This window comes from Streptomyces macrolidinus, from assembly GCF_023887685.1.
GTDB classification, from domain to species: Bacteria; Actinomycetota; Actinomycetes; order Streptomycetales; family Streptomycetaceae; genus Streptomyces; species Streptomyces macrolidinus.
This window is the reverse complement of record NZ_JAMWMR010000014.1, coordinates 122,539-146,890: the sequence shown is the minus strand read 5'-3', so window position 1 is coordinate 146,890 and position 24,352 is coordinate 122,539. Positions and strand designations below refer to the sequence as shown.

23 protein-coding genes are annotated in these 24,352 nt (G+C 72.5%); 16 read left to right on the top strand and 7 right to left on the bottom strand.

The features are described from left to right. Window positions 1-84 precede the first annotated feature (84 nt). From rimO to NGF19_RS17445, 5 genes are all read left to right on the top strand, one after another. The gene (rimO, locus tag NGF19_RS17465; RefSeq protein WP_252425873.1) at window positions 85-1,557 is read left to right on the top strand and encodes a 30S ribosomal protein S12 methylthiotransferase RimO; all 1,473 of its coding nucleotides are present in this window, start codon (window positions 85-87) and stop codon (window positions 1,555-1,557) included. Beyond that, a complete protein-coding gene (pgsA, locus tag NGF19_RS17460; protein WP_252425872.1) occupies window positions 1,554-2,324 on the top strand; it encodes a CDP-diacylglycerol--glycerol-3-phosphate 3-phosphatidyltransferase in 771 nt (256 codons plus the stop codon). The genes rimO and pgsA overlap by 4 nt, the downstream gene beginning before the upstream one ends. Next, window positions 2,321-2,863, top strand: coding sequence for a CinA family protein (locus tag NGF19_RS17455; protein WP_252425871.1), 543 nt, complete (start codon window positions 2,321-2,323; stop codon window positions 2,861-2,863). Before pgsA ends, NGF19_RS17455 begins: the two co-directional genes overlap by 4 nt. A gap of 109 nt (window positions 2,864-2,972) precedes the next feature. Further along, on the top strand, window positions 2,973-3,350 hold the full coding sequence (locus NGF19_RS17450; RefSeq protein WP_252425870.1) for a helix-turn-helix domain-containing protein: 378 nt from the start codon (window positions 2,973-2,975) through the stop codon (window positions 3,348-3,350). A 239-nt stretch (window positions 3,351-3,589) separates the two neighbouring features. Further along, window positions 3,590-4,060 carry a Dps family protein gene (locus tag NGF19_RS17445; protein WP_252425869.1) on the top strand — a complete coding sequence of 157 codons (471 nt, stop codon included), beginning with the start codon at window positions 3,590-3,592 and terminating at the stop codon, window positions 4,058-4,060. 556 nt (window positions 4,061-4,616) lie between these two features. Here the strand turns inward: NGF19_RS17445 and NGF19_RS17435 are convergent. The 3 genes from NGF19_RS17435 to NGF19_RS17425 form a co-directional block, all read right to left on the bottom strand. After that, window positions 4,617-5,453, bottom strand: coding sequence for an Fpg/Nei family DNA glycosylase (locus NGF19_RS17435; RefSeq protein ID WP_252425867.1), 837 nt, complete (start codon window positions 5,451-5,453; stop codon window positions 4,617-4,619). A gap of 79 nt (window positions 5,454-5,532) precedes the next feature. After that, entirely contained in the window at window positions 5,533-10,377 is a 4,845-nt protein-coding gene (locus NGF19_RS17430) for an ATP-dependent helicase (protein WP_252425866.1), read from the bottom strand. Between the two features lie 94 nt (window positions 10,378-10,471). Continuing rightward, window positions 10,472-10,666, bottom strand: a complete 195-nt coding sequence (locus tag NGF19_RS17425; protein WP_252425865.1) for a DUF3046 domain-containing protein — start codon at window positions 10,664-10,666, stop codon at window positions 10,472-10,474. Between the two features lie 207 nt (window positions 10,667-10,873). Between NGF19_RS17425 and recA the strand changes: the two genes are divergently transcribed. The 4 genes from recA (at window position 10,874) to NGF19_RS31135 (ending at window position 13,870) form a co-directional block, all read left to right on the top strand. Then, a complete protein-coding gene (gene recA / locus NGF19_RS17420; protein ID WP_252425864.1) occupies window positions 10,874-11,995 on the top strand; it encodes a recombinase RecA in 1,122 nt (373 codons plus the stop codon). A 3-nt stretch (window positions 11,996-11,998) separates the two neighbouring features. Further along, window positions 11,999-12,784 carry a recombination regulator RecX gene (gene recX / locus NGF19_RS17415; RefSeq protein WP_252425863.1) on the top strand — a complete coding sequence of 262 codons (786 nt, stop codon included), beginning with the start codon at window positions 11,999-12,001 and terminating at the stop codon, window positions 12,782-12,784. A gap of 171 nt (window positions 12,785-12,955) precedes the next feature. Next, the gene (locus tag NGF19_RS31140) at window positions 12,956-13,249 is read left to right on the top strand and encodes a hypothetical protein (RefSeq protein ID WP_372505672.1); all 294 of its coding nucleotides are present in this window, start codon (window positions 12,956-12,958) and stop codon (window positions 13,247-13,249) included. 18 nt (window positions 13,250-13,267) lie between these two features. Next, window positions 13,268-13,870, top strand: a complete 603-nt coding sequence (locus NGF19_RS31135; protein WP_372505671.1) for an ABC transporter permease family protein — start codon at window positions 13,268-13,270, stop codon at window positions 13,868-13,870. Between the two features lie 342 nt (window positions 13,871-14,212). Here the strand turns inward: NGF19_RS31135 and NGF19_RS17405 are convergent, their stop codons facing one another. Further along, window positions 14,213-14,635 (bottom strand): arsenate reductase ArsC, encoded by a 423-nt coding sequence (locus NGF19_RS17405; RefSeq protein WP_252425884.1) that lies wholly within the window; start codon window positions 14,633-14,635, stop codon window positions 14,213-14,215. 95 nt (window positions 14,636-14,730) lie between these two features. On the opposite strand from NGF19_RS17405, the gene NGF19_RS17400 reads away from it, so the two are divergent. The 4 genes from NGF19_RS17400 to NGF19_RS17390 are packed head-to-tail and all read left to right on the top strand — an operon-like array spanning window position 14,731 to window position 17,436. Beyond that, entirely contained in the window at window positions 14,731-15,039 is a 309-nt protein-coding gene (locus NGF19_RS17400) for an ArsR/SmtB family transcription factor (protein WP_252425862.1), read from the top strand. Beyond that, window positions 15,036-16,163: an ACR3 family arsenite efflux transporter gene (gene arsB / locus NGF19_RS17395; RefSeq protein WP_252425861.1), complete on the top strand. Its 1,128-nt coding sequence runs from the start codon at window positions 15,036-15,038 to the stop codon at window positions 16,161-16,163. The genes NGF19_RS17400 and arsB overlap by 4 nt, the downstream gene beginning before the upstream one ends. Further along, window positions 16,163-16,384 carry a DUF2180 family protein gene (locus tag NGF19_RS31130; protein WP_372505670.1) on the top strand — a complete coding sequence of 74 codons (222 nt, stop codon included), beginning with the start codon at window positions 16,163-16,165 and terminating at the stop codon, window positions 16,382-16,384. The genes arsB and NGF19_RS31130 overlap by 1 nt, the downstream gene beginning before the upstream one ends. Further along, complete coding sequence (locus tag NGF19_RS17390; RefSeq protein ID WP_252425860.1) at window positions 16,381-17,436, top strand: ArsO family NAD(P)H-dependent flavin-containing monooxygenase; 1,056 nt, start codon at window positions 16,381-16,383, stop codon at window positions 17,434-17,436. The genes NGF19_RS31130 and NGF19_RS17390 overlap by 4 nt, the downstream gene beginning before the upstream one ends. Window positions 17,437-17,513: 77 nt before the next feature. Here the strand turns inward: NGF19_RS17390 and NGF19_RS17385 are convergent, their stop codons facing one another. Together NGF19_RS17385 and NGF19_RS17380 are read right to left on the bottom strand one after the other, a co-directional pair. Beyond that, a complete protein-coding gene (locus NGF19_RS17385; RefSeq protein WP_252425859.1) occupies window positions 17,514-17,879 on the bottom strand; it encodes an ArsR/SmtB family transcription factor in 366 nt (121 codons plus the stop codon). A gap of 42 nt (window positions 17,880-17,921) precedes the next feature. Beyond that, a complete protein-coding gene (locus NGF19_RS17380; RefSeq protein ID WP_252425858.1) occupies window positions 17,922-18,983 on the bottom strand; it encodes a flavin-containing monooxygenase in 1,062 nt (353 codons plus the stop codon). Between the two features lie 111 nt (window positions 18,984-19,094). On the opposite strand from NGF19_RS17380, the gene NGF19_RS17375 reads away from it, so the two are divergent. The 3 genes from NGF19_RS17375 (at window position 19,095) to NGF19_RS17365 (ending at window position 22,433) form a co-directional block, all read left to right on the top strand. Continuing rightward, window positions 19,095-20,498 (top strand): NAD(P)-binding domain-containing protein, encoded by a 1,404-nt coding sequence (locus NGF19_RS17375; protein ID WP_252425857.1) that lies wholly within the window; start codon window positions 19,095-19,097, stop codon window positions 20,496-20,498. After that, on the top strand, window positions 20,495-21,760 hold the full coding sequence (locus tag NGF19_RS17370) for an MFS transporter (RefSeq protein ID WP_252425856.1): 1,266 nt from the start codon (window positions 20,495-20,497) through the stop codon (window positions 21,758-21,760). Before NGF19_RS17375 ends, NGF19_RS17370 begins: the two co-directional genes overlap by 4 nt. Before the next feature lie 535 nt (window positions 21,761-22,295). Beyond that, entirely contained in the window at window positions 22,296-22,433 is a 138-nt protein-coding gene (locus NGF19_RS17365) for a hypothetical protein (protein WP_252425855.1), read from the top strand. Between the two features lie 66 nt (window positions 22,434-22,499). Here NGF19_RS17365 and NGF19_RS17360 read toward each other — a convergent pair whose 3' ends face one another. Then, window positions 22,500-24,218: an FAD-dependent monooxygenase gene (locus NGF19_RS17360; protein WP_252425854.1), complete on the bottom strand. Its 1,719-nt coding sequence runs from the start codon at window positions 24,216-24,218 to the stop codon at window positions 22,500-22,502. Window positions 24,219-24,352: the final 134 nt, after the last annotated feature.

Genomic DNA, 24,352 nt, shown 5'->3' with positions numbered 1-24,352 from the left:
GACGGTCCGCGACGCACGGGGTTGACCAAGGTCGGTCAACCCCGTCGACATGGGCCGTCGGCGGGACGAAGTAGTCTTGAGCCCATGCCTGAACGCCGTACCGTCGCACTCGTCACCCTTGGCTGCGCCCGTAACGAGGTGGACTCGGAGGAGCTCGCAGGCCGTTTGGAGGCGGACGGCTGGCAGCTCGTCGAGGACGCCGCCGATGCGGACGTCGCGGTCGTGAACACCTGCGGCTTCGTCGAAGCCGCGAAGAAGGACTCCGTCGACGCCCTGTTGGAGGCCAACGACCTCAAGGACCACGGCAGAACGCAGGCCGTCGTGGCGGTGGGCTGCATGGCCGAGCGGTACGGCAAGGAACTCGCCGAGGCCCTCCCGGAGGCCGACGGCGTCCTCGGTTTCGACGACTACACCGACATCTCGGACCGGCTCCAGACCATCCTGAACGGCGGCATCCACGCCTCGCACACCCCGCGTGACCGGCGCAAGCTGCTGCCGATCAGCCCCGTGGAGCGGCAGTCCGCCTCGGACGTCGCCCTCCCCGGGCACGGCGCCCCGACCGACCTTCCCGAGGGCGTGGCCCCGCAGTCGGGCCCCCGCGCGCCCCTGCGCCGCCGACTGGACGGAACCCCGGTCGCCTCGGTGAAGCTCGCCTCCGGCTGCGACCGGCGCTGCTCCTTCTGCGCCATCCCGTCCTTCCGCGGCTCCTTCATCTCGCGCCGCCCGAGCGATGTGCTGAACGAGACGCGCTGGCTGGCCGAGCAGGGCGTCAAGGAGATCATGCTGGTCTCCGAGAACAACACCTCCTACGGCAAGGACCTCGGCGACATCCGCCTCCTGGAGTCCCTGCTGCCCGAACTCGCCGAGGTCGACGGCATCGAGCGCGTCCGCGTCAGCTACCTCCAGCCCGCCGAGATGCGCCCCGGACTCATCGACGTCCTCACCTCCACGCCGAAGGTCGTGCCCTACTTCGACCTGTCCTTCCAGCACTCCGCGCCCGGTGTCCTGCGCGCCATGCGCCGCTTCGGTGACACCGACCGCTTCCTGGAACTGCTCGACACCATCAGAAGCAAGGCACCGCAGGCCGGTGTGCGCTCCAACTTCATCGTGGGCTTCCCCGGCGAGACCGAGGCCGACCTCGCCGAACTGGAGCGCTTCCTGAACGGCGCGCGCCTGGACGCGATCGGCGTCTTCGGCTACTCCGACGAGGAGGGCACGGAAGCGGCGACGTACGAGAACAAGCTCGACGAGGACGTCGTCGCCGAGCGGCTGGCCCGGGTCTCCCGGCTCGCCGAGGAACTGGTGTCGCAGCGCGCCGAGGAGCGCGTCGGCGAGACCGTCCAGGTCCTGGTGGAGTCGGTCGACGACGAGGACGGCGCCTACGGCCGTGCCGCGCACCAGGCGCCCGAGACGGACGGCCAAGTGCTCTTCACGGAGCGCGAAGGACTCGTCGTCGGCCGTATGGTCGAGGCGAAGGTGATCGGTACGGCGGGGGTCGATCTGGTGGCCGAGCCTTACGCGGGCTCGCTCGAGTGTCCTGAGGAGGCGGGCAGATGACCGGAATCCCGGCATCCGCGGCGGGCGGCTCCTCGAGCGCGCGCGGTACGGGCACCCAGGGTGCCTCCGGCGTTCCGGCCGCCGAGTCGGTGCAGGGTCCGGGCGCGCCCCATGCCTCCGGCGCCGGGGACGGCGCACGGCCGGCGCGGGGCGCCAAACTGGCCGCCGCCGCGGTCAACCAGGCCAGCGTCTGGAACGTCGCCAACCTCCTGACGATGCTCCGTCTGGTCCTCGTACCGGGCTTCGTCGCGCTGATGATGGCCGACGGCGGATACGACCCGGCATGGCGCTCGCTCGCCTGGGCCGCCTTCGCCATCGCCATGATCACCGACCTGTTCGACGGTCATCTGGCGCGCACCTACAACCTCGTCACCGACTTCGGGAAGATCGCCGACCCCATCGCCGACAAGGCGATCATGGGCGCGGCGCTGATCTGCCTGTCCTGGCTCGGCGATCTGCCGTGGTGGGTGACCGTGGTGATCCTCGGCCGTGAGCTGGGGGTCACCCTGCTGCGCTTCCTGGTGATCCGCCACGGTGTGATCCCGGCCAGCCGCGGCGGCAAGCTGAAGACGCTGACGCAGGGCGTGGCCGTCGGGATGTACGTCCTGGCCCTCACCGGATGGCTCGCGAGCCTCAGGTTCTGGGTGATGGCCGTGGCGCTCGTCCTGACCATCGTCACCGGGCTCGACTATGTGCGGCAGGCCGTGGTGCTGCGCCGGCGTTCGATCGCCGCGCGCCGGGCCGCGGCCGAGGAGACCGAGCGGTGACGGCCCTGGCCGTCGACGTGCTGCGGCTCCTCACGGCAAGAGGCGAGACGCTCGCCGTCGCCGAGTCGCTGACCGGGGGCCTGGTGGCCGCGGAGATCACGGCGGTGGCCGGGGCCTCCCAGGCCTTCCGCGGTTCCGTCACCGCCTACGCCACCGATCTCAAACGGGACGTCCTCGGCGTCGACGCCACCCTGCTGGCCGCGCGCGGTGCGGTGGATCCGCAGGTCGCGGCCCAGATGGCGGCCGGTGTCCGCAAGGCGCTCGGCGCGGACTGGGGGGTGGCCACGACCGGAGTGGCCGGGCCCGAGCCACAGGACGGGCAGCCGGTCGGCACGGTCTTCGTGGCGGTGGACGGACCGCGCGGGGCCGCGGGTGAACCGGGTGGCGGGAAAGTGGCGTCCTTGCGGTTGAGAGGTGGCCGTGCGGACATCCGTGGGGAGAGTGTACGGAGCGTACTCGCACTGCTGCTGCAAGAGCTGGCGGGCGAACAGGCCGCGAACGAGCGGGCACAGGATACGGAAGAGAACGGGGGGACTTGATGGTTACAGCCCTTAGTGAACACAACAGCGCTCCCCGCACGGCCGCGGCGCAAGGCGGTACGGTGGGGCGTGAAGGATGCGGTTTCGCGGTCCGAGGAGGGAGCCACCGATGATTCTGCTCCGTCGCCTGCTGGGTGACGTGCTGCGTCGGCAGCGCCAGCGCCAGGGCCGTACTCTGCGCGAAGTCTCCTCGTCCGCCCGAGTCTCGCTCGGCTATCTCTCCGAGGTGGAGCGGGGGCAGAAGGAGGCGTCCTCCGAGCTGCTCTCCGCGATCTGCGACGCGCTGGACGTACGGATGTCCGAGCTCATGCGGGAAGTGAGCGACGAACTCGCACTCGCCGAGCTGGCGCAGTCCGCGGCGGCCACCGAGCCGGTGCCCGCTCCGGTGCGTCGTCCGATGCTCAATTCCGTGTCCGTCACCGGCGTCCCGCCGGAACGGGTCACGATCAAGGCGCCCGCCGAAGCGGTGGGCGTGGCCGCCGCCTGATCTTCACACCCCGCCCGGTCCTCACACCTGTGGGCGGGTGAGCCGACGGCAGATGTCAGAGCCTCGGCCGGGGCCCTTCCGGACAGTTCCGGAGGGGTACGGCCGGGGCTCTTGTGTGGTTCGGGGGCAGCGGGGCCGGTGGCGGCGGTGGCGGCCTTCCCGTTGCCGGGCCCGCGTGCGGCGGTCATGGTGGAGAAGGCGGGGGCTCGGGGTCGTACGAATCCTCGCGGAGGAAGTCGATGTACGTCGTGAAGAGCCCGCTGTCCGACGCGGACCTCAGGACCGTCTCCGAGGCGCTGCAAGGCGCCCTGGTCGACCTGGTGGACCTCTCCCTGGTGGCGAAACAGGTCCACTGGAACGTGATCGGACCGCGCTTCCGTTCCATCCATCTCCAGCTCGACGAGGTCGTCGACAGTGCGCGGCTGCATTCGGACACCGTGGCGGAGCGGGCCTCGGCGCTGGGCGTCCCGCCGGACGGCCGGGCCGCGACGGTCGCCCAGGGCAGCGGCATCGGCTCCGTGCCCCAGGGCTGGGTCAAGGACACGGACGCGGTGGGCACCCTGGTGGCGGCGCTGGGCGCGGTGATCGCACGGATGCGGGAGCGGGTGGAGGCGACCGCCGAACCGGATCCGGTGAGCCAGGACATCTTCATCTCCATCACCGCGGACCTCGAGAAGCATCACTGGATGTTCCAGGCGGCGCACGGGTGAGGGCAGAGGGCTCGGATCCGGGCGCGGCCCGGTGCGCTCGGCGGTGTGCCCGGCGGTGTGCGCCGGGTGCGACGGTCGCCGTGGGTACGCGCCGGGCGCGGTGCGCCCGTGTGCCGGTGGTGCGCCCTCCCCGGCCGTGACAGGTCGTTCTAGGGTCTGGTTTCTCGGGTGGGAGGTGACGGCCATGGCGGGGCGTACGGCGCGCTGGGGGGTGGCGCTGGCGCTGGGTGCGCTGTGGTGGTGGGGGGCACTCCGACTCGTGCTGGCACCCGATGCGGGGGTGCTGGAAGGTGCGGTCGTGACCGGGGGGTGGGGGCTGAGCCTCCTGCCGGTGCACTGTGTGCCCAAGGCCCGTGCCGTGGGGGCGGCGGGGCCGGACGGATGGGTGCGGTCGCGGCTGCAGTGGCGGGCTGCGCGAGAGCGAGGCCAGGGCGTGTGACCGGGGTGAGGGGTGTTCACCTCGGGGTCGTCCTGGCGCTCGCCGCGCAGACCCGCCCACCGGCGCACCGGCGTATCGACGCATCGGTCGGTGAAGCGAGCGATTCCTGATGGGGCGTCACCTACGTGTGTCGGGGCGGGTGTCGGGTCTGTTCGTGTCGGTCGGGGTCGGGCCTGGCTGGCAGGACGGGCACCAGTAGGTGGGGCGCTCACGGGAGCCGTCGCCCTGGTCGGCCACCCGGACCGGGGTGCCGCAGCGCAGACAGGGCCGAGGGGCGCGGCCGTAGACGAAGAGTCTCGGGTCGCGCCGCCCGGTGGTGCTGCGCGCGGGGCGGTCGCGGTTCGCCACCAGGAGCTTCCTTGCGAGGGCGGGCAGCCGGGCGGCGTGCTCGGCGGGCAGGTCGCCGATCGGGAGCCAGGGGGTCACGCCCAGCAGGAAGCACAGTTCGCTCTTGTAGACATTGCCGATTCCGGCCAGGTTGCGCTGGTCGAGGAGGGCCTCGCCGACGGGGCGGGCGGGGTCCCGCAGCAGGTTCTCCAGCGCCCTGTCGGGGTCCCAGTCGGGGCCCAGGAGGTCGGGTCCCAGATGGCCCACCGCGCGGTGCTCGTCGGTGGTGCGCAGCAGTTCCAGGACGGGCAGTCGGTACCCGACGGCCGTACGGTCGTCGGTGGCGAGAACGGCCCGGATCTGGTGGGCGGGGCCGCCGCTCCAGCGCTGCCCCGGCGCGTAGACCTTCCACGCGCCGTCCATCTTCAGATGGGAGTGCAGCGTGAGCCCGCCCTCGATGCGGGCGAGGAGATGCTTGCCGCGGGGGACGACGTCCAGGACCGTACGCCCCGTGAGATCTGCCGTGGCGTACCTGGGCACCCTGAGGTCGCAGCGGGTCAGCACCTGGCCCGCGAGAGCGTCGCGCAGCCGCGTCGCGGCTTGGTGGACGGTGTCGCCTTCGGGCATGGGTCCAGGGTGGCATGCCGCTGGGGGTACCGGCCGGGGGTGCGTCCGTGGCTGGTGTCCGGCTCGGGGCGCCGCGGGCTTACGCGCGTATGCGCAGCCCTCGGGGGGTCGCGATGAAGCCCGCTCCTTCCAGCAGGATGCCGAACGGGGACGAGAGGGCGGAGGCGCCGTTGACCCGCTCCACCGTGACCGTGCCGAGGGAGCCCGCGTGTGCCGCCGCCGCGAGGGCCTCGGCGGCCGTGCGCAGGCGGGCGTCCTCCGTCGGGCCGGTCTGCGGGGTGATGGGCCAGGCCAGCAGGGTCTTGCCGCCGCGCTCCATGTAGAGGACCAGATCGCCGTCGACCAGGACCACCAGTGAGCCCGCCTTGCGCCCCGGCTTGTGCCCCGCGCCCGTGGGCGGCTCGGGCCAGGGCAGCGCCGAGCCGTACGCGTTCGCCGGGTCGGCGGCGGCGAGGACGACGGCGCGAGGGGAGTCGGTGGAGCGGGTGCGGTGCGGCGGCAGGCCGCGGGCGGAGGGGAAGCGGGAGGCGGTGTCCGCGGCGGGGAAGCCGGAGCCCGAGCGCGGGCCTCCGTACCCCGGGGCCGACAGCGGGTCCGGCACCGTCCCGCCTGTGTCGAAGGGGTCGGCGGCGAACGGGTCCGCCGCGCCCGGGTCCGGCAGTGTCTCGCCCCGCTCGCGCGCGTTCGCCACCGCGCGCAGCCGGTCGACCGCGCCGTCCATCGCGAACTGCGCCGCGCCGAGTCCCTCGACGACATAGCCGCGCCGGGCCTGACCGCTGTCCTCGAAGGCGGACAGGATGCGGTACGTCGCCGAGAAGCCGCCCTCCACACCCTCCGCGGCGACCGCGCCCCGGGTCACCACACCGTGCCGGTCCAGGAGCGTGCGGGCCAGGGCGTGGGCGCGGACGGTGGGGTCGGCCTCGCGGGCGGGCAGCAGCGACCAGCGCCCCGCGACGGTCGGCGGGCCCGTACGGGACGACGGGCGGGCGGCGGCGGTCAACGAGCCGTAGCGCCCGCGCGGGACCGCGCGCTTGGCGCGGTGGGCGGTGGAGCCCGCCGTGCGGCCTGAGCCGAGCAGCGACCGCATCGGCGCGAGCGTGTCGTTCGTCAGCCGTCCCGACCAGGTCAAGTCCCAGATGATGTCGGCCAGTTGAGCGTCCGTGGCGTCCGGGTGCGTCGTGGCGCGGACGCGGTCGGCGATCTGGCGGAAGAAGAGGCCGTAGCCCCCCGCGAGGGCGTCGAGGACCGACTGGTGGAGGGCCGTCAGCTCCAACGGGTGCGGCGCGGGCAGCAGAAGGGGGGCGGTGTCCGCCGGATACAGCGAGACCCAGCCGTCCTTGCCGGGCAGCGCGCCCGCGCCCGCCCACACCACCTCGCCGGCGGCCGTGAGTTCGTCCAGCATGCCGGGCGCGTAGGAGGAGACGCGGGAGGGCAGGACGAGCTTCTCCAGGGCGGACGCGGGCACGGACGCGCCCTGCAACTGCTCGATCGCGCGCACCAGTCCGTCGACGCCCCGCAGGCCGTGCCCGCTGCCGATGTGCTGCCACTGCGGCAGGAACTGGGCCAGGGCCGCCGGAGCCACCGGCTCCACCTCCTGTCGCAGCGCCGCCAGCGAACGGCGCCGCAGCCTGCGCAGCACCGTCGCGTCGCACCACTCCTGGCCGATCCCCGCCGGGTGGAACTCCCCTTGCACGATCCGGCCGGACGCGGCGAGCCGGTGCAGCGCGCCCTCCGTGACGGCCACGCCGAGCCCGAACCGCGCGGCGGCGGTGGCCGAGGTGAAGGGGCCGTGCGTGCGGGCGTACCGCGCGAGGAGGTCGCCGAGCGGGTCCTTGACCGGCTCCGTGAACGCCTCCGGGACGCCCACCGGCAGGGCCGTGCCGAGGGCGTCGCGCAGTCGGCTCGCGTCCTCGACCGCGGCCCAGTGGTCGGCACCCGCGATACGGACCCTGATGGCGCGGCGGGCGGCGCCCAGCTCCTCGGCCCACTGCGGCTCGGCGCCGCGCTCCGTCAACTCCGCGTCCGTGAGCGGTCCCAGCAGGCGCAGGACGTCCGCGACGCCTTCGACGTCCTTGACGCGCCGGTCCTCGGTGAGCCACTGCAGCTCGCGCTCCAGCTCGGCCAGGACCTCGGCGTCGAGCAGCTCGCGCAGCTCCGCCTGGCCCAGCAGCTCGGCCAGCAGCCGGGAGTCCAGCGACAGCGCGGCGGCGCGCCGCTCGGCCAGCGGCGAGTCCCCCTCGTAGAGGAACTGCGCGACATACCCGAACAGGAGCGAGCGGGCGAAGGGGGACGGCTCGGGTGTGGTGACCTCGACCAGCCGCACCTTGCGGGACTCGATGTCGCCCATCAGCTCCACGAGTCCGGGGACGTCGAAGACGTCCTGAAGGCACTCGCGGACGGCCTCCAGGACGATCGGGAACGAGCCGAACTCGCTCGCTACCTGGAGCAGTTGGGCGGCGCGCTGGCGCTGCTGCCACAGCGGGGTGCGCTTGCCGGGGCTGCGGCGCGGCAGCAGCAGCGCGCGAGCGGCGCACTCGCGGAACCGGGACGCGAACAGCGCCGATCCGCCGACCTGGTCGGTGACGGTCTGGTCGACCTCGCCCTTGTCGAAGACGACGTCCGCCGCGCCGACGGGCGCCTGGTCGGCGTCGGCCGCCGTGTCCCAGGAGGTGCCCGTCTTCGACGGGTCCTGGTCCAGCAGCTCCAGGCTCATCAGCTCGGCGTCGGGCAGCCGCAGCACGATGCCGTCGTCGGCGTGCATGACCTGGGCGTCCATGCCGTACCGCTCGGCGAGCCGGGCACCGAGCGCGAGCGCCCACGGGGCGTGGACCTGGGCGCCGAAGGGGGAGTGCACGACGATCCGCCAGTCGCCCAGCTCGTCGCGGAACCGCTCGACGACGATCGTGCGGTCGTCCGGGACATGGCCGCAGGCCTCGCGCTGTTCGGCCAGGTACGACAGCACGTTGTCCGCGGCCCAGGCGTCCAGCCCCGCGGCCAGCAGCCGCCGCCGCGCGTCCTGTTCGGGCAGCGAGCCCACCTTGCGCAGGAACGCGCCCACCGCACGGCCCAGTTCGAGCGGGCGGCCGAGCTGGTCGCCCTTCCAGAAGGGCAGCCGGCCGGGGACGCCGGGCGCGGGGGAGACCAGGACGCGGTCGCGCGTGATGTCCTCGATCCGCCAGGAGCTGGTGCCCAGGGTGAACACGTCCCCGACGCGGGACTCGTACACCATCTCCTCGTCCAGCTCGCCGACCCGGCCACCGCCCTTCTTCGGGTCGGACCCGGCGAGGAACACCCCGAACAGGCCGCGGTCCGGGATCGTGCCCCCGGAGGTGACGGCCAGCCGCTGGGCGCCCGGACGGCCCGTGATCGTGCCCGCGATCCGGTCCCACACCACCCGGGGGCGCAACTCCGCGAAGGCGTCGGAGGGATAGCGCCCGGCGAGCATGTCCAGCACCGCCGTGAACGCCGACTCAGGGAGCGAGGCGAAGGGGGCCGCCCGGCGGACCGTCGCGAGGAGGTCGTCGAACTGCCAGGTGTCGAGCGCGGTCATGGCGACGAGCTGCTGGGCGAGCACGTCCAGCGGGTTCGCCGGGACCCTCAGCGACTCGATCGCCCCGGTGCGCATCCGCTCCGTGACCACGGCGGACTGCACGAGGTCGCCGCGGTACTTGGGGAAGACCACGCCCGTGGAGACCGCGCCGACCTGGTGCCCGGCGCGGCCCACGCGCTGGAGCCCGGACGCCACGGACGGCGGTGACTCGACCTGGACGACGAGGTCCACCGCGCCCATGTCGATGCCCAGCTCCAGGCTGGAGGTGGCGACCACGGCGGGCAGCCGGCCCGCCTTGAGGTCCTCCTCCACGAGGGCACGCTGCTCCTTGGAGACCGAGCCGTGATGCGCGCGGGCGAGCACCGGGGGCGCGCCCCGGGCCGCGCCCGAACCGCCCATCAGCTCGGCGGGCGCGTGGTGCTCCGCCGGCGTCTCGCCGGTGGTCCGCTCGTAGGCGATCTCGTTGAGCCGGTTGCACAGCCGCTCCGCGAGGCGGCGGGAGTTGGCGAACACGATCGTGGAGCGGTGGGCCTGGACCAGATCGGCGATCCGCTCCTCCACATGCGGCCAGATCGACGGGCGCTCCGCGCCCTCGGACGCCTCGGCGACCGGGGAGCCTCCCAGCTCGCCGAGGTCCTCGACGGGGACGACGACGGAGAGGTCGAACTCCTTGCCGGACTCGGGCTGGACGATCTCCACCTTGCGGCGTGGCGAGAGGAAGCGGGCCACCTCGTCCACCGGGCGGACGGTGGCCGACAGGCCGATACGGCGCGCGGGCCGCGGCAGCAGTTCGTCGAGCCGCTCCAGGGAGAGCGCCAGATGCGCGCCCCGCTTCGTACCCGCGACCGCGTGGACCTCGTCCAGGATCACCGTCTCCACGCCCGTGAGCGCGTCACGCGCGGCCGAGGTCAGCATCAGGAACAGCGATTCCGGCGTGGTGATCAGGATGTCCGGTGGCCGCGTGGCCAGGGAGCGGCGCTCGGCGGCCGGGGTGTCGCCGGAGCGGATGCCGACCTTCACCTCCGGCTCGGGCAGGCCGAGCCGGACCGACTCATGGCGGATGCCCGTGAGCGGACTGCGCAGATTGCGCTCCACGTCCACCGCGAGGGCCTTCAGCGGGGACACGTACAGCACCCGGCAGCGCTTCTTGGGGTCGGCGGGCGGCGGGGTGGAGGTCAGTTGGTCGAGCGCGGCGAGGAACGCGGCCAGGGTCTTGCCGGAGCCGGTCGGGGCGACCACGAGCACGTCCGATCCCTCGCCGATGGCGCGCCAGGCCCCGGCCTGGGCCGCGGTGGGCGCGGAGAACGCCCCCGTGAACCAGCCGCGGGTCGCGGGCGAGAAGCCGTCGAGGGCTCGGAGTGCGGAACGGACCATGGATCCATCCTGCACCCACCCACTGACAACGCCGCTGACCTGCGTAGACGCCCGATGTAGGGGCAGGAGCGCGCCCCGGCGCGTCCGGGGTCCGTCAGCGCTTCTCCTGCGGCAGGTCCATGGCCGCGCACACCGCGTGCCACACGTCCTTGGCCGCCCAGCCGGCGTCCAGTGCCTGATGCACCGTGCGCCCGCCCAGCTCGGACATCACGTGATCGCGCGCGAACGTGTCGGCGTACCCCGCACCGAAGTGCTCCGCCATCCGCTGCCAGAAGACCGTCAACCGCATGGCTCCAGTATCCCGTCCGGAGAGCGGTGCCGGGTCGCGCTTGACACCAAAATCGAACATCCATTCTTATGGGGGTTCCGGCGCGGTTCTCGGTGGGGGAGTGCCCGAGTTATCCACAGGCCGGACGGGCGTCGAGGCGCATTGTCAGTGGCAGGCGTTAGCGTCTTTGACGTGAAGCGATCGACTCAAGCAAACCGGGTGGAACCCATGGCAGGAACCGACCGCGAGAAGGCCCTGGACGCCGCGCTCGCACAGATTGAACGACAATTCGGCAAGGGCGCGGTCATGCGCATGGGCGAGCGGTCGCAGGAGCCCATCGAGGTCATCCCGACCGGGTCGACCGCACTCGACGTGGCCCTCGGCGTCGGTGGCCTGCCGCGCGGCCGAGTGGTCGAGATCTACGGACCGGAGTCCTCCGGCAAGACGACCCTGACCCTGCACGCGGTGGCGAACGCGCAGAAGGCCGGCGGCCAGGTCGCCTTCGTGGACGCCGAGCACGCCCTCGACCCCGAGTACGCGCGCAAGCTGGGCGTCGACATCGACAACCTGATCCTCTCCCAGCCGGACAACGGCGAGCAGGCGCTGGAGATCGTGGACATGCTGGTCCGCTCCGGCGCGCTCGACCTCATCGTCATCGACTCCGTCGCCGCGCTCGTCCCGCGCGCGGAGATCGAGGGTGAGATGGGCGACAGCCACGTGGGTCTCCAGGCCCGTCTGATGAGCCAGGCCCTGCGGAAGATCACCAGCGCGCTCAACCAGTCCAAGACCACCGCGATCTTCATCAACCAGCTCCGCGAGAAGATCGGCGTGATGTTCGGCTCCCCGGAGACCACGACGGGTGGTCGGGCGCTGAAGTTCTACGCCTCGGTGCGTATCGACATCCGCCGCATCGAGACCCTGAAGGACGGCACGGAGGCCGTCGGCAACCGCACGCGGTGCAAGGTCGTCAAGAACAAGGTCGCCCCGCCCTTCAAGCAGGCCGAGTTCGACATCCTCTACGGGCAGGGCATCAGCCGTGAGGGCGGCCTGATCGACATGGGCGTCGAGCACGGCTTCGTCCGCAAGGCCGGCGCCTGGTACACGTACGAGGGAGACCAGCTCGGCCAGGGCAAGGAGAACGCGCGCAACTTCCTGAAGGACAACCCCGACCTGGCCAACGAGATCGAGAAGAAGATCAAGGAGAAGCTGGGCGTCGGGGTGCACCCGGAGCAGCCCACCGCCGAGCCGGGCGCGGACGCAGCGGGTGCCACGCCCGCGGCCGGGGACACCGCCAAGACGGCGCCCGCGGCCAAGTCCGGCAAGTCCAAGGCCTCGGCGGCCAAGAGCTAGCCCATGACACGACGAACCGACTGGGCCGAGTACGCCGACCTCGACGTCGCGCAGGGGAGGCGTGACCGGGGCGACGGGGGAGCCGCCGGGCACGGCGACGAGGCGTACGGCACGCCGCCCGGCGACGGGGGCGCGGACGAGGGCGCTCGGCTCGGTGACGGTGGCGCGCGCGGGGGGCGCCGAAGAGGCCGGCGGCGCGCCGCCGGAGAAGCGTCCGGTGGCGGACCGGACCTAGGCTCTTCCTTCTCGTCGAGGGCCGAGGAGGAAGAGCCCGCCGGGGCCGGTGACCCGGCCGAACGGGCGCGGGCGATCTGTCTGCGCCTGCTCACCGGAAGCCCGCGCACACGCAAGCAACTCGCGGACGCCCTGCGCAAGAAGGAGATCCCCGAGGACGTGGCGGACGAGGTGCTGTCGCGGTTCGAGGAGGTCGGACTGATCGACGACAGCGCCTTCGCGGACGCCTGGGTGGAGTCCCGGCACCACGGCCGGGGCCTGGCCCGTCGCGCGCTCGCGCGGGAGTTGCGGACGAAGGGCGTGGACTCCGCGCTGATCGAGGAAGCGGTGGGACAGCTCGACGCGGAGCAGGAGGAGGAGACCGCGCGCGAACTCGTCGCCCGCAAGCTGCGCGCGACGCGCGGCCTCGACCGCGACAAGCGCCTGCGCCGCCTCGCGGGCATGCTCGCCCGCAAGGGCTACGCCGAGGGCATGGCCCTGCGGGTGGTCCGCCAGGCCCTGGCGGACGAGGGGGAGGACACGGAGGGACTGGACGACGCCGCACAGTGGGGTTAGCCCCCGCTGAAGACACCGGAGCTCCGCAGCGCGCGGGCCCCTGTGCACGGACGAGTGTGTACACGTAACCACCACGCGTACGCCGCCGACCTCGCACCCGGTACTCCGCACCCCCGTACTCCCCGTGCCGGCGAGCCGTCCGTCCTTTCCGGCACAAGGAGTCGAGCCGTCGTGATGCTGCGCCATGCCCTCCGGACCGTCCGCGCCCGTAAGGCCGGATTCCTCGGCGCCCTCTTCGCGTTGATGTGCGCGGCCGTCCTCATCACCGCCTGCGGCACCCTGCTCGAAACGGGGCTTCGCGGCACGATCCGCACCGAGCGCGATGCCGCCACGCCTGTGCTCGTCTCCGCCGATCAGAACGTTCATCGGACCACCGTCAAGCACAAGAAGGGCAAGACCAAGGCCAAACACAAGGCCAAGCCGATCACCGAACGCGCCTGGCTGCCCGAGGACTTGGGCGACTGACTTCGGGACGTGTCCGGCGTGTCCCGTGTCGTGTCCGAACTCACGTTCCTCGCCCGGCCGTTGGGGCCTGCGGCAGCCGCCGATGGCTCCGCGCCCGTCTTAGGTCACGCCTGGGACTCCGCCGCGCTCACCCCGTACCGGCTCACCACCGGCAGCGCTCCCAGGGCGGACATCGACCTCGTCATCGACCGGAGTCCCGCCGACCGGGCCCGGCTGCGCCCCGGCGACCGGCTCACCGTGCAGTCGGCACAGCCCCCGCGCACGTACCGCATCACCGGGATCGCCGCGCCGGACACGGCGGTTCGCCACCAGACCTCCCTCTTCTTCGCCACCGCGGAGGCCCGTCGGCTTGGCGACGAGCAGGGACGTGCCGCCCATGGCGCCGCCGATGCTGATGAGCCGGATCCGGGCGGCGGACGCGTCCAGGAACTCCACAGGGCCACGCGCCGCGCCCGCGCTGACCTGGGCTGTGGTTCCGTGCAGGGCGGCGGTGACGGAGCGCTGGAGCGCGGCGGTGTCGGCTCCGCGGACGGGCAGCCGGCCGAAGGCGTGACCTGCCCGGGGCGGTCGGCCCGTCCTCGTGGTCGTCGGCACCTTCGGGCTCTCCGTGCAGCACTGTGATCGGCCTGCGCTACGTCGGCCGTCGCATCAGCAGCGTGACCAGCTTCCCGGCATCTGTCCCAGGGCGCTGACGCCGGACGGCCTGTGACAGGACCGGACTAAGGCCGCCTGCGGGTCCTCCTTCTGCTTTCCCGATGACGGCTGGTGCGCGGACGACAGCGGCAGGGCCGCCCGATGGGCTTCCGGAGACCCCCTCCTGCGAGTGCCGCTCAGGCTGGAGGGCAGCGGTCGCTGACTCGGCCTGAGCCGTGGGTCGAGCGGCGAGGGAGCTCCGGTGAAGACGTTTCGCAGGACGACACCGTCCAGAGCTGGAGCCGACGGGGGGCGGCGTCCGTATCTCGTTCAGGCCGTGGTCTCCGGCTTCGCGGGGGCGATCTCGGCGATCAGGCCTTCGATGAGGGTCTTGATCTCGTCGCGGATCGGGCGCACGGCTTCGACGCCCTGTCCGGCCGGGTCGTCGAGCTTCCAGTCGAGGTAGCGCTTGCCGGGGAAGACGGGGCAGGTGTCGCCGCAGCCCATGGTGATGCAGACGTCCGACTCGCGGACCGCGTCGATGGTGAGGATCTTCGGCGTCTCCTGGGAGATGTCGACGCCGACCTCGGCCATGGCCTCGACGGCGGCCGGGTTGACATGATCACCGGGGTTGGAGCCGGCGGAGCGGACCTCGACGCGGTCTCCGGCCAGGTGGGTCAGCCAGGCGGCGGCCATCTGGGAGCGGCCGGCGTTGTGGACGCAGACGAACAGGACGGACGGCTTGTCGGCCATGGTGATCGTTCTCTCTCGTCGCATGGCGGAACTCTGCCGCCGGTGACTTCAGTCCCCGCTGGTGTCAGCGGGTGATGATGTGAGAGTATCAGTGCATGCTGACTTCAGTCGATCCTGATGTGATCCGGGTGCTGGGCGATCCGCTCCGCCTGAAGATCGTGACTCTGCTGGCGCGCGAGACGCTCTGTACGACGCACCTGGTCGAGGAGACCGGAGCCAAGCAGACCAACCTGTCCAACCACATGAAGGTGCTGCGAGAGGCCGGGCTGGTGGCGACCGAGCCGTGCGGCCGTTTCATCTACTACAAGCTCAAGCCCGAGGTCCTGGCCGGTCTGTCCGCGCAGTTCGCCGAACTGGCCGCCTCCGCCCGTAGCGCCGCCGAGAACAAGAGGGCCTGCCCGTGACTTCCCCCGAACCGACCACCGCCTCCGCTCAGGGCGCCGGCCCTGGCGGGGACGACTCGATCGTCAAGAAGCTCTCCACCCTCGATCGCTATCTCGCGGTGTGGATCCTGCTGGCCATGGCTGTCGGCCTGGGCCTGGGGCGTCTTGTCCCGGGCATGAACGATGCGCTCGCGAAGATCGAGATCGGCGGGATCTCCCTGCCGATCGCGCTCGGTCTGCTGGTCATGATGTACCCGGTCCTTGCCAAGGTCCGCTACGACAAGCTCGACACCGTCACCGGCGACCGCAAGCTGATGGTGTCCTCGCTGGTCATCAACTGGATCGTCGGCCCGGCCGTCATGTTCGCCCTGGCCTGGATCTTCCTGCCTGACCTGCCCGAGTACCGCACCGGCCTGATCATCGTCGGCCTGGCGCGCTGCATCGCCATGGTCATCATCTGGAACGACCTCGCGTGCGGCGACCGCGAGGCCGCCGCCGTCCTGGTCGCCCTGAACTCGGTGTTCCAGGTGCTCGCGTTCGGCCTGCTGGGCTGGTTCTACCTCGACCTGCTGCCGCGCTGGATGAACCTCGGCGACGGCCAGGGCCTGGACGTGTCCGTGTGGCACATCGCGCTGAACGTCATCATCTTCCTGGGCATCCCGCTGCTGGCCGGCTTCCTCACCCGCCGCATCGGCGAGCAGAAGATGGGCCGCGCCGATTACGAAGCGAAGTTCCTGCCGAAGATCGGCCCGTGGGCGCTGTACGGGCTGCTGTTCACGATCGTCATTCTCTTCGCCCTGCAGGGCAAGACCATCACCTCGCAGCCGCTGGACGTCGCCCGGATCGCGCTGCCGCTGCTGGTCTACTTCGCGGTCATGTTCTTCGGTACCTTCCTGCTCGGCAAGGGCCTGGGCCTCGCCTACGACCGCACCGCGACCCTCGCCTTCACCGCGGCGGGCAACAACTTCGAGCTGGCCATCGCCGTCGCCATCGCCACCTTCGGCGTCACCTCCGGCCAGGCCCTGTCCGGCGTCGTCGGCCCGCTCATCGAAGTCCCGGTCCTGATCGGACTCGTGTACGTCGCCCTGGCCTGGCGCAAGAAGTTCGCCCCCGCAGCACTCGCCACCCCGGGAAGGGACAGCTGATGCACTGCCTCGACTGCCGCACCGCAGGAACGAACAGCCCCACCGTCGGCGTCTGCCAGGGCTGCGGAGCCGGGGTCTGCGCGGCACACGCCCGCATCACGTCCCGGAGCGTGCGTCGGGGCAGCCTCATCGGCACCCCCGGCGAGGCTGAGGCGCGAACGGTGCTGTGCACGGTGTGCGCCGAAGCCGAGGCACCGGCCGCAGCGGCTCCGGCCCTGTGACCAGGGCAGCGGATGTTGTGGTGATCGGCGGCGGGCAGGCCGGGCTCGCTGCCGGTTACCACCTGCGCCGCCAGAACCTGGACTTCGTCGTCCTCGACGCCCAGAGCACGCCAGGCGGGGCCTGGCAGCACACCTGGGACTCCCTGCATCTGTTCTCCCCAGCCGCGTTCTCCTCCCTGCCCGGCTGGATCATGCCCGCTCAACCACGCCAGGAGTACCCGGACGCCAGGCACCTGGTGGAGTACCTGGCCGACTACGAACAGCGCTACGACCTGCCCGTCCAGCGTCCGGTCCACGCCCGGGCGGTGCGCCGGGACAGTGGCCGGCTGCTGGTGGAGACGGACGCCGGTGACTGGTCGGCGCGGGCCGTGATCAGTGCCACCGGCACATGGTGGCGTCCCTTCCTGCCCGCCGTCCCCGGCCGGGAGATGTTCGCCGGCCGCCAGCTCCACACCACCGGCTACCGGCGCCCGTCCGATTTCACCGGACAGCGAGTGGTCGTGGTCGGCGGCGGGAACTCCGGCGCGCAGATCGCCGCCGACCTCGCCCTCGGCGGCGTCGACCTGACCTGGGTCACGCAGAGGCCGCCCCGCTTCCTCGCCGACGACATCGACGGCCGCGCCCTGTTCGATGCCGCCACCGCCCGCCGCCGCGCCTTGGACGAGGGCCGCACCGACACCGGCGGTGTCGCCTCGCTCGGCGACATCGTCGCCGCCCCACCGGTTCGCGAGGCGCGGGACTCCGGGCTGCTGAAGGCTCAGCCGATGTTCGAACGGCTCGTCGCCGACGGCATCCGATGGAGCGACGGAACATCCGCCCCCGCGGACACGGTGGTCTGGTGCACCGGCTTCCGTCCCGCCCTTTCCCACCTCGCCCCGCTGGGCCTGCGCGGGACTCGCGGCCAGATCGCCACCGACGGCACCCGCGCGGTCGGCGAGCCGAGGCTGCACCTGCTCGGCTACGGCGACTGGACCGGCCCGGCTTCCGCCACCCTCATCGGCGTCGGCCGCCCGGCGCGCGACGCGGCCCGCGCGATCGCACAGCTTCGGTGACGGTCAGGTGATGCGGGACTGCGGCGCTCGACCACGTCCGCGCACCGCGTCCCGCTCACCACTTCCCCCTGCTCCCGTCAGGCGGCGGCTGGTACGGCCAGCAGCTTGCCCATCGCGGCAAGCACCGACGGCTCGACGCGGTAATAGACCCAGGTGCCGCGCCGCTCGGAGGTGAGCAGGCCGGCCTCCTTCAGCTTCTTCAGGTGGTGGGACACCGTGGGCTGGGAGACGCCGACGTCGGAGATGTCGCACACGCACGCCTCGCCGCCCTCGTGAGAGGCCACGGCGGAGAACAGGCGCAGGCGGACCGGGTCGCCGAGGGCCTTGAACATCCGTGCGGCGCTCTCGGCCTCCTCGGCGGTCATCGGTCGCTCGGTCAGCGGCGGGCAGCACGGCACCACGGCGTCGGACTCGAGCAGCGGCAACACCTTGGCATTCGGCATATGTTTATGTTGACACATGTCGAACCAGAGGGGGGCGGATCGTCACCGGCGCGCGAGACAGGCGGCCAGGCGCCGCGCGACTCGCTCCGCGTCCCGGCCCACACCGCGCAGCGAATTCGACGACAGACTGCGCTGCCATTCCAGCCCGACGAACGCCAGCCCCGGCACCCCGATGGCGACCCCCTCGCGGCGTCGGGGATTCCCGTCGCTGTCCAAGGCGCCGTGGAGGGGAGCGAGGTAGGGCAGGTGAGGCCGGTAACCGGTGGCCAGCACGATCGTCTCGACTTCCTCACGCTCCCCGTCCGGCCAGATGAGCTTGGCTCCGTCAGCACCAGTGAACAGCGGCCGCCGGTCGGGCTGTCCGGCGGCCAGGGCGGCCCGGTAGCGGCCGTCGTCAATGACAAGCTGCGTCGGCGGGCGCGGCAGAAACCGCCCAAGGGGTGCGATGTCCAGGCCGGTGCGGGCCAGCCAGAAGTGCAGGTCGCGGCCGAGGACGCGCTGCGCAGCGAACTTCACCGGCCCTCGGGTGGCGAGCGTGACGCGTGCGGTCTCGGCGAGCTCGGCAGCGATCTGCACCGCGGAGTTCCCGGCCCCAACCACCACGACTCGGCGGCCCGCGAATGGGGCCGGCTCGCGATAGTCGGCCGCGTGCAGCACCTGACCAGCGAACTCCTCCAGGCCCGGCAGCGCCGGCCGGTGCGGGCGCCCGAACGTCCCGGAGGCCGCCACGACGGCCCGCGCGGACAGCCGAGCGCCGCCCTCCAGTTCCACAGCGAAGGCGTCGCCGACGCGCTGGATCGCAGTGACGCGGCTGCCAGTGCGGATCTCGGCGTCCAGGTGCTCGGCGTAGGCGGTGAGGTAGGCGACGACCTCATCGCGGTGCGGACAGCGGTCGCGGTCGGCGCCGGGGAACGGCATCCCGGGCAGGGAGCTGTACCGGGCAGGCGAGAACAGCGTGAGGCTGTCGTAGTAGTGCGGCCACGATCCAGCCGTGCGGTCGGATGCCTCCAGCACCACCGGCCGCAGCCCGCGGCGCAGCAGGGCGTGGGCGGCGGCAAGTCCGGACTGGCCGCCACCGATGACGGCGACGTCGATGTTGTCCATCAAGTGAACCTCCTGGCTTCGATGAGTGTCTATGTTGACGTCTATCGATACAGGTGCCATGCTGGGTCTCGCAAGTCATCGACAGATGTCGAAACACTCAAGGAGTCACCCGTGAACGCGCCCGCCACCACCGAGCTGCCCGTCGTCGTGATCGGGGCCGGACCCGCCGGCCTGGCCGCTGCCGCCCACCTGATCGACCAGGGCATCCAGCCTCTGGTCCTAGAGGCCGGGCAGACTGCTGGCGCCGCGGTACGCGAGTGGTCGCACGTGCGCCTGTTCTCCACCTGGGGCGAGGTCGTCGACCCGGCGGCCGAGAAGCTGCTGGCCCCCACCGGCTGGACGCGCCCCGCCCCGGCCACCTACCCCTCCGGCGGCGACTGGGCCGACCTCTACCTACAGCCGCTCGCCGACGTCCTCGACAACCGCGTCCGCTACGGCGCTCGCGTCACCGGCGTCTCCCGGGCCGGCCGTGACCGCATCGTGGACGCCGACCGCGAGCAGCAGCCCTTCGTCGTACACATCGCCCACGCCGACGGCCGTGAGGAGCGCGTCTTCGCCCGCGCAGTCATCGACGCCTCCGGCACCTGGGCCACGCCCGGCCCGGCCGGAGGCAGCGGCCTGCCCGCCCTCGGGGAGAAGGCCGCCGCCGACCGGATCGCCTACCGCGTCCCGGACCTGAAGGACCCGGCCGTCCGCGCCCGGTACGCAGGCAAGCGCACCGCCGTCATCGGCTCCGGCGCCTCCGCCTTCACCGCCCTCGCCTACCTCGCCGACCTCGCCAAGACCGACGACGGCGCGGGAACGAAGGGCGTGTGGATCCTGCGCCGGGGCATCTCCGGCTCCACCTTCGGCGGCGGTGAAGCCGACCAACTCCCGGCGCGCGGCGCCCTGGGCCTGGCGGCGAAGGCCGCCGTCGACGAGGGCTACGCGGACGCGGTCACCGGCTTCCGCACGGACGCGATCGAGCGCGACAGCGAGGGCCGCCTGGTCCTGGTCGCCGAGGACGGGCGCCGCCTGGAGCCGGTCGACGAGATGATCGTGCTGACCGGCTTCCGCCCCGACCTGTCCTTCCTGGACGAGCTGCGCCTGGGCCTCGACGAGCGCCTCCAGGCACCCGTCGCACTGGCTCCGCTGATCGACCCCAACCAGCACTCCTGCGGCACCGTCTACCCGCACGGCCACCGCGAACTCTCCCACCCCGAGCAGGGTGTGTATCTGGTCGGCATGAAGTCCTACGGCCGCGCCCCGACCTTCCTGGCCATGACCGGCTACGAGCAGGTCCGCTCCATCGCCGCCGCGATCGCCGGCGACCTCGACTCCGCCGACCGCGTCGAACTCACCCTTCCCGAGACCGGAGTCTGCGGCGGCGCCGGCCTCTTCGACGCCCCCGAGGCCGCCCAGGAGGGCGACGGCGGCTGCTGCGCGCCCGCGCCGCAACTCGTCCAGCTCGGCGCCCCCGCCACGGTCGGGGCAGCTGCCGAAGAAGCTCCGGCGGGCGGCTGCTGCGGCTCGTGACCGACCCGGACACCCTCGCGCGCGGGGCCGCGACCGGAACAGGGGACCGGTCGCGGCGGCCCCGCGCCGCCCTGCCCGCCCTCTGCGCCACGCAGATCGTGAGCTGGGGCATCATCTACTACGCCTTTCCCGTCCTCAACCCGCAGATCACCGCCGCGACCGGCTGGTCGGCCGGGGCGACCACCGCAGCGTTCTCCCTCGGTCTCGTCGTCTCCGCTCTCGCCGGGATCCGCGTCGGGCGCATCATCGACCGGCGCGGCCCGCGCACCGTCATGACCGTCGGCTCCGTGCTAGGCGTGGGCAGCCTGCTGATCGTGGCCGCGGCCCCGAACGTACCGGTCTTCTACGCCGGTTGGGCGCTGGCCGGGCTCGCGATGGCGGCCACCTTCTATCAGCCCGCGTTCGCCGCCCTGACCCGGTGGTGGGCTCCCGACCACGTGCGCGCCCTGACAGTCGTCACCCTCGCCGGCGGGCTCGCCTCCACCGTCTTCGCACCCCTGACCGCGGCCCTCGCGGACCATCTGTCCTGGCGCCACACCTACCTTGTGCTCGCCGCCATCCTCGCCGCCGTCACCATCCCCGCTCACGCCCTGACCCTGCGCGCACCCTGGCCGGACGCCCCACCTGCCCCTGCACACGCGGCCGCAGGCGCGGCCACAGTCGGGCGCAGCCGACCATTCCTGCTGCTCGCCGCCGCCTTCACCCTGTCCAGCTTCGCGACGTACGCCGTCGTCGTCGCCCTCGTCCCGCTCCTGCTGGAACGCGGGTACACCACCAGCCAGGCCGCCTGGGTCCTCGGTATCGGCGGCGCCGGACAGACCCTCGGCCGCACCCTGTACGCCGCCCTCGCTCGCCGCACCACCGCCCCGGCCCGCACCACGGTCCTGGTCGCGCTCGGCGGGCTGACCACCGCCGCCTTCGCCACCGTCCCCGGCCCGTACGGCCTGCTCATCGCCGTGTCGGTCGTGGCCGGCATGGTTCGCGGCAACCTCACCCTCCTCCAGGCCACCGCCATCACCGACCGCTGGGGCACAACGCACTACGGCCGCCTCTCCGGGCTCCTCGCGGCGCCGGCCACCACGGCGGCTGCCCTCGCGCCGTTCGCCGGCGCCGCCCTGGCCATTCCGCTCGGGGGCTACGGAGCACTGTTCTTCGTCCTGGTCGCCGTCTCCGTGGCCGCCGCCTTCATCGCACCGTGGACAGCCAATGACGCCGTGCGCCACCGATCCGGACCCGACGACGTCGACTCCGCGGGCCGGTAGTGGCTGCAGGGCAGGCGCAGACGCCACTCGCTGCCGGTGAGCCGGGACCAGATCAGGGCGGAGAAGCCGATGCGGATCCGAGTACCCCTCTGGGAGCCGCCAACGATGAATCGGCGTCTGCGGGCGTAGTTCTCGACAGTTGTCTCCTCAGCTGCCAGAGCCGTCACAGGCGGGAGGAGGAAGACCTTGCGCCGGTCCCGCCGGTCGCTGCGGACCGCCCACTGCCCCCCATGCCGGCCGCCGCGGGCTGAGGGGCCCTGGAAGCGGGGCTCGTCCAGCACGGGGTCGTAGTAGTAAAGGCCGAGGATCTTCACCCCGCGACGGGGGTGGATCATCACGTGGTGCTTGCGCAGGAGCTTGTAGTAGAGCTCGGGCGTCGGGATCTGCATCGCCCAGCCGCCCTGGAGCATCGCCGCGGCGAACAGGGAATCCGGGCTGTGATGGCCCCCCGGCTCCCAGCGGGCGCGTACTCGCCGAGCGCGTGGTTCTGCCACATCTTCACGATCAGGTCGCGAGGACGTGTTCCATCTGCCCGATGGTCAGCACCGCGTCGGCTTCGGGATCCATCACCGTCCTCGCGGTAGCCGGATTGCTGGCCCTGATCGCCACCACACTGCCGGGACACGTGGCACTCAGGCCCCGGCCGGTGACGGTGGCGACGGCCAAGGACTGAGAGGCCCACGCAGTTCGGCCGGCCCGCTCACCTTCGGCCGGCCCGGCCCCACGCACCCCGCCCCCGTCAGCTCGCCTTGGCCGGTGCCTCCGTCTCCGTCGGCGCCTCCGTCTTCGTCGGGGCGCCCAGGGTTGCCTCCGCTGCTCCGTACAGCTCCGAGGGGCGGACGCCGTTCAGGGCTGTGACCAGGTGGCCGTCCGGGCGGATCAGGAGGACCGTGTGGGCCGCCGCGCCCGGATAGTCCTCGGTGACCAGCAGTTCCGCCGGGTGCGGCAGGGCCGTCACCGCTGCCGCCAGGCGGGGCATGATCCCGGCCGACACCCAGTGCTTGCGGTCCCACACACCCGTGCCCGGAGCGACCAGCACCACCAGCAGCGCGCCGCGCCCCAGCCGGTCGCGGAGTCGTACGAAGGAGCCGTCCTCCGCCGTCACCCGTACGTCCACGACCTGTGCCCCGGGCTCGGTTTCCAGCCGAACCACAGAATCGGTGTGCGCCGGTGTGAGCGGCGAGGCCGTGTACGCCCCCGGTGCGCCCAGTGCGCCGCGTCCCAGATGGCCGTCCGCGAGCAGCGCGTCCCGGCTGCGGGCGGACCCGGACACGTACGCGCGCAGGTTCTTCCCGCCGCGCAACGACGGAAGTGCCTGGTCGGCGGTGCGCAGTCGGGCCGCGACCACGGCGCGGCGCTCCGCCTGGTAGCTGTCGAGCAGCTCCTCGTGCGGGCCGTGGTGCCAGGCGACAGCCAGCTTCCAGGCGAGGTTGTCGACGTCCCTGAGGCCCTCGTCCAAGCCCTGCGTGCCGAGCGCGCCGAGCAGATGCGCGGCGTCCCCGGCGAGGAAGACCCGGTCGGCGCGCCACCGGCGGGCGAGCCGGTGGTGCACCAGGTGGACCCCCGTGTCCAGCAGGTCGTACACGGGCTCCGCGTCGCCGCTCCAGCCCGCGAGGGTCTCCCGGACGAGGGTCAGCAGCACATCGGGCGTGACCAGGTCCTTGCCGGGCGGCAACAGCCAGTCCAGGCGCCACAGGTCGCCGGGCAGCGGGCGTGCCGTGACCTCGCTCACCGAGGGGCCCGAGGTCCGCCACGGCGGCGTGCGGTGCAACAACGCCTCGCCAGGGCGGGGCAGTTGGGTACGCAGGGCCGCAACCGCGTGCCGTTCCACGGCCGTTCGGCCCGGGAAGCGGATGTCGAGCAGCTTGCGCACCGTCGACCGCGCTCCGTCGCAGCCGACCAGGTAGCTGCCGCGCCACCAGGTGCCCCGGGGGCCGCGGGTGTGGGCCAGGACGCCCGACGGCTCCTGTTCGAGGTCGTCCAGGCGGCTCTCCACAACGACCCTGACCAGCCGCTCACCGGCGATGGCCCGGCGCAGGGCGGCGGTGAGGGCGTGCTGGGCGATGTGCAGCGGGGCCACGCCCCCCTCAAGGGCACCGCCCCCGGCCCTGCGGCCCTCGCCGCTCCCGTCACCCGTGCCCTTCCGGCCCTCGGCGCGCCCGGAGCCCTCCGACTCAGGCCCGCTACCGGTGGTTTCGAACGCGACCTCCCGCGTCACCTGCTTGCGCCGCATCGACCGCCAGCCGCTCCAGCGCAGCCCCGCCCTGTCGAGCTGCATCGAGGTCAGGCGTTCCATCAGGGCGGCGGTGTCCTCGTGCAGGACGACCGTGCGCGCGGCGCGCTGTTCGTCCCGGCCCGAGCCCTCGTCGAGGACCACGGACGGTACGTCCTGGCGTGCCAGCGCCAGCGCGAGCGAGAGCCCGACGGGCCCCGCTCCGACGATGATCACCGGGTCCACGGCGCGGCGCCCCCCGCCCTGAGCGACATCATGAGGAACACGAGGAACACAACGGAACAACCAGTTGGAGCGGGGTGCACGATCACAGAACGTATGCAACCCACTGCCGCTGTCCGCGTCAAGCGACGGGGGCG

What these genes read in the sequence shown, in the direction of transcription:
- NGF19_RS17430 (WP_252425866.1), bottom strand. Translation starts at nt 10,377, where the DNA reads ATGGTCCGTTCCGCACTCCGAGCCCTCGACGGCTTCTCGCCCGCGACC.
- NGF19_RS17425 (WP_252425865.1), bottom strand. Translation starts at nt 10,666, where the DNA reads ATGCGGTTGACGGTCTTCTGGCAGCGGATGGCGGAGCACTTCGGTGCG.
- NGF19_RS17400 (WP_252425862.1), top strand. Translation starts at nt 14,731, where the DNA reads ATGCTGACTTCAGTCGATCCTGATGTGATCCGGGTGCTGGGCGATCCG.
- rimO (WP_252425873.1), top strand. Translation starts at nt 85, where the DNA reads ATGCCTGAACGCCGTACCGTCGCACTCGTCACCCTTGGCTGCGCCCGT.
- NGF19_RS17385 (WP_252425859.1), bottom strand. Translation starts at nt 17,879, where the DNA reads ATGCCGAATGCCAAGGTGTTGCCGCTGCTCGAGTCCGACGCCGTGGTG.
- NGF19_RS17450 (WP_252425870.1), top strand. Translation starts at nt 2,973, where the DNA reads ATGATTCTGCTCCGTCGCCTGCTGGGTGACGTGCTGCGTCGGCAGCGC.
- recA (WP_252425864.1), top strand. Translation starts at nt 10,874, where the DNA reads ATGGCAGGAACCGACCGCGAGAAGGCCCTGGACGCCGCGCTCGCACAG.
- NGF19_RS17405 (WP_252425884.1), bottom strand. Translation starts at nt 14,635, where the DNA reads ATGGCCGACAAGCCGTCCGTCCTGTTCGTCTGCGTCCACAACGCCGGC.
- NGF19_RS17365 (WP_252425855.1), top strand. Translation starts at nt 22,296, where the DNA reads ATGGTCAGCACCGCGTCGGCTTCGGGATCCATCACCGTCCTCGCGGTA.
- recX (WP_252425863.1), top strand. Translation starts at nt 11,999, where the DNA reads ATGACACGACGAACCGACTGGGCCGAGTACGCCGACCTCGACGTCGCG.
- NGF19_RS17435 (WP_252425867.1), bottom strand. Translation starts at nt 5,453, where the DNA reads ATGCCCGAAGGCGACACCGTCCACCAAGCCGCGACGCGGCTGCGCGAC.
- pgsA (WP_252425872.1), top strand. Translation starts at nt 1,554, where the DNA reads ATGACCGGAATCCCGGCATCCGCGGCGGGCGGCTCCTCGAGCGCGCGC.
- NGF19_RS17445 (WP_252425869.1), top strand. Translation starts at nt 3,590, where the DNA reads ATGTACGTCGTGAAGAGCCCGCTGTCCGACGCGGACCTCAGGACCGTC.
- NGF19_RS31130 (WP_372505670.1), top strand. Translation starts at nt 16,163, where the DNA reads ATGCACTGCCTCGACTGCCGCACCGCAGGAACGAACAGCCCCACCGTC.
- NGF19_RS17380 (WP_252425858.1), bottom strand. Translation starts at nt 18,983, where the DNA reads ATGGACAACATCGACGTCGCCGTCATCGGTGGCGGCCAGTCCGGACTT.